Origin of the sequence: Sphingomonas sp. (assembly GCF_042091075.1) — a bacterium.
Classification (GTDB): Bacteria; Pseudomonadota; Alphaproteobacteria; order Sphingomonadales; family Sphingomonadaceae; genus Sphingomonas.
Genome location: NZ_JBELIE010000003.1, coordinates 45,048 through 48,371, shown reverse-complemented (window position 1 = coordinate 48,371; position 3,324 = coordinate 45,048). Strand labels below are relative to the sequence as shown.

At 67.7% G+C, this 3,324-nt stretch carries 5 protein-coding genes and 1 tRNA gene; 1 reads left to right on the top strand and 5 read right to left on the bottom strand.

Annotated features, from left to right (window positions below; translation table 11 throughout):
• A partial coding sequence (locus tag ACFDSW_RS00760) for an endonuclease/exonuclease/phosphatase family protein (RefSeq protein ID WP_375248357.1) occupies positions 1 to 211 on the bottom strand: 211 nt, incomplete at its 3' end.
• Positions 212 to 288: 77 nt separating this feature from the next.
• Entirely contained in the window at positions 289 to 477 is a 189-nt protein-coding gene (locus tag ACFDSW_RS00755) for a hypothetical protein (protein ID WP_375248356.1), read from the bottom strand.
• A 170-nt stretch (positions 478 to 647) separates the two neighbouring features.
• Here ACFDSW_RS00755 and ACFDSW_RS00750 point away from each other — a divergent pair, with 170 nt between their 5' ends.
• Positions 648 to 1,262, top strand: a complete 615-nt coding sequence (locus ACFDSW_RS00750; protein ID WP_375248355.1) for a YbhB/YbcL family Raf kinase inhibitor-like protein — start codon at positions 648 to 650, stop codon at positions 1,260 to 1,262.
• 13 nt (positions 1,263 to 1,275) lie between these two features.
• Here the strand turns inward: ACFDSW_RS00750 and ACFDSW_RS00745 are convergent.
• The 3 genes from ACFDSW_RS00745 to ACFDSW_RS00735 form a co-directional block, all read right to left on the bottom strand.
• Positions 1,276 to 1,351, bottom strand: a tRNA-Thr gene (locus ACFDSW_RS00745).
• 16 nt (positions 1,352 to 1,367) lie between these two features.
• Positions 1,368 to 2,228 carry a hypothetical protein gene (locus ACFDSW_RS00740; RefSeq protein WP_375248354.1) on the bottom strand — a complete coding sequence of 287 codons (861 nt, stop codon included), beginning with the start codon at positions 2,226 to 2,228 and terminating at the stop codon, positions 1,368 to 1,370.
• The coding region (locus ACFDSW_RS00735; protein WP_375248353.1) for a serine hydrolase domain-containing protein at positions 2,225 to 3,324 on the bottom strand (1,100 nt) is incomplete at its 5' end. The genes ACFDSW_RS00735 and ACFDSW_RS00740, both read right to left, overlap by 4 nt.

Below are 3,324 nucleotides of genomic sequence, written 5' to 3'. Positions count from 1 at the left end.
CCTCGTAGAACATCCGGAACGTGCTCTGCGTGACGTAGCCGAGATGCGGGGTCAGCACCGCGGCGCGTGCGCCGAACCGGCGATCAGCCTCCTGCAACGCGACGATATCGGCATCGACCTCCCGCAATACCTGCAACACCCGTTCCGGGTTGCGGCGGCGATCGGTGCCGATCGCCTTGCGCATGTTATAACTGGCCACTTTAAGCTTCATGGAGGAAGCGTAACGACCGTGGGGCCGTACGGGTTGCAACGGTTCGCGGCGCGCCGCGGCCGGGATGTCGATCCGCGCTAGATGTCGGCGTTGGCTGCGGTCGACATGGCGGAGGCGGTGCCGGTGATCGGCCGGATATGGAACCACTGCGGGTGATCGATCGCGACCAGATAGGCGAGCACCACCAGGCCGAAGGCCAGCATCGTCAGCGAGGCGCGCAGCGAGGGGGAGAGGCCCCTGTCGTCGGGTTCGTTCGATGGCTGCATGAAGACGCTCCTTTACTGCGAGTGTCATTACGTAGGCGATCCCGCGGTCATGTCCGTCAATCGAGTGTAATATAATTTTGCTGTGGTGCAGCATCAAACACATCGGCACCGCCGCGCAACCGATCGCCGCCGTCGCGCGCTGTCCGTCCGGTCAACGACAGGAGGTGCGCGTGCTGGAACATGTTCCCCATTGGCTCGGAGCCCTGATGCGCAACGTGCGCGCGGGCCATGCCAAGCTGGTGTCCGTGCAGGATGGCGTTGTCACCGGCGAGGGACAACTGGACCTGACCAGCCCCGCCTTTGCCGAGGGTGCGCGGCTGCCGGAGCGATTCACCGCCGACGGCGAGGGAGTATCGCCGCCGCTGACCTGGGGTGAGGTGCCGGAGGGTACGGCGGGACTGGCGCTGATCGTCGAGGATCCCGACGCGCCGACACCCCAGCCGCTGGTACATGCGATCGTATGGGACATCATGCCGCAGGATCGCTTCCTTGCCGAAGGCGCGATAGCTCCAGACGCCGGGGGCGACGCGCATGATGTGGGCCGTAACAGTTATCTGCAGGAAGGGTGGCTGCCGCCCGATCCCCCCACCGGGCATGGCAGCCATGACTACGTCTTCCAGCTTTTCGCGCTGAGCGAGATGCCCATGCTGGACATGAATCCCGGCCGGCAGGAGCTGATCGAGGCGATCCGCGGGCGTGTGCTGGCGGTAGGGCTGTTGACCGGCACCTATTCGCGCGGCGAGGAAGCGACGATCACGGCCGGCCCTGTGGTGGCGCCGGCGTGATCGCCAGAATGGATGGTGCCGGTTGCAGGGATCGAACCCGCGACCTTCGGTTTACAAAACCGCTGCTCTACCAGCTGAGCTAAACCGGCCTGTCCTCCCCATGCGTCAGGGGACGCCGAACGTCCAGCCCTCTGTGCCCGCGATGAGCGGTGTCATGCCGTTCGGTCGCCACAGCGCCGCGTCGTTCGCCACGCGGCGCAACCATGCCGATGCGACAATCGCATCGGTGGCGTGATCGTCGTAGCGGGGCAGCGGCGCATGCGGCGCGCTGCCCAGCGCCGACAGCGCCGTATCGAGCGCCACGGCGTCGCGGATCTTGCTGCGGCCGCGTCGCATCCCGGTCGCACGCGCGGCAATGGCGGTGTAGATCTCGACGATCACCGCGCCCGTCGTCGTCATCGGGTCGAACGGCCAGATCGGGATCGCGCCCGACAGCCGATGCAGCACCCGCATTCCCGCGAAACTCGCCTTTGCCACCTGTGCCGCGCCGATCGCGTCATAAACGGTGGAGGGCTTGGCGCTGCCATCGGTTGCCACCTCGCAGGCGCGCCAGTGCAGGAAATCGCGTTTCGCGCCATCGGCCGCACCCAGATAGAAATGACGCCCACGACGCGCTTCCAGGAAAGACGCCGCGCCAAGATCCTCGTCATCGCTATGCGCATCGACATAGGCCCAGAGGGCGCGCGCATCCGGCGTATCGACCTCGCCCGGCAAATGCGCGCCGCGCGCCACGAAGGGCGCCGAGAAGCTGAAATCGAAACCGGCCAGCATCGCCTCGCCACGCCGCGCGAGCAGCCAGTCGAGCACCTGCTGCCGCGACCAGGCGCGACCGTTCGGCGGATCGATCAGCGTCGGCGGCGTGCTGCCCGTCGTGCAACGTGCCACCGCGATCCCGCGATGATGGCGACCCCTTGCACCCGACCAGTCAATCGCGACGAAATCGTCGAACCGCCGCTGGCGGGTCACCGCGCGGCGAGCAGGTCGGCGGTGAACTTCGCCACGTCGAAGCGTGCGCCGGCGGGATCTTCACCGCGGCGGACGACGACCAGACGATGCGCGGGAATGACCATCACATATTGCCCGCGATTGCCCTGCGCGGAGAAGCTGCCGTCGGGCAGGCCCTGACGCGCGCCGAACAGCCAGATCGATGCGCCATAGCCTTCGCTGCGATCGGGTTGCGGCCCGGCCGGGGTGGTCATGTACCGGATCCAGCCGGCAGGCAGCACGCGGCGCCCCTGCCAGACGCCGTCCTGCAGCCAGAATTGTCCCAGCCGGGCGAGATCCCGCGCCGTGGTGTAGACGTCGCTCGACAGGATATAATTCCCCTGCCAGTCGGTGCCGGCGACGGTGTGACGCATTCCCAGCGTCGCGAACAGCCGCTCGGGCAGCGCACGGTAGCGTGCTTCGCCCAGCGACGCGCGGAGCGAGCGGATCGCCAGCATGATATCGTTGTTGGCGTAGCGGAAGCGTTCGCCCGGGCGCGATGAGAGCGGCCATGACGTCGCTTGCTCGGTCACGGTCGTGCCACCGAAGTAGATCGCGTCGGTACGATTGCCCGCCGTGTCGCTATGCAGCCCCGACGCCATCCGCAGCAATTGATCCAGCGTGATCCGCGCGCGCGGGTCCGCGCCATAGGGGCTGCGCCATTCCGGGATATCCACCGGGCGGCGCGGATCGACGCCCGAGAGGCCGACCAGCGTTCCCGCGATGCTTTTCGCGACCGACCAGGTACGGTTCGCGGTATAGGGGCCGAACCCCTCGCGATATCGTTCGGCAACGATCCGTCCGTCCTTCACGACGACCACACCGACGGTCTCGCTGCCGCGCCCATATTCGGCGCCGAACGCGCGATCGACGATACGGGCGACCGCTTCGTCGGGGCGGGGGGCGATACCGGCATCCCCCATCGGCCAGGGTCTCGGATCGCCACCCAGCGGAGCCGGGGGCGCGGCGTGCGTGACGGCCGGCATACTATTGTCGCCGATCGGCGCCAGCGTGCAGCCAGCCCCGCGCCGCCACGTGGCCCGGCGCGGCGGCAGTTCGGCGTCAAACGGCACGGTCA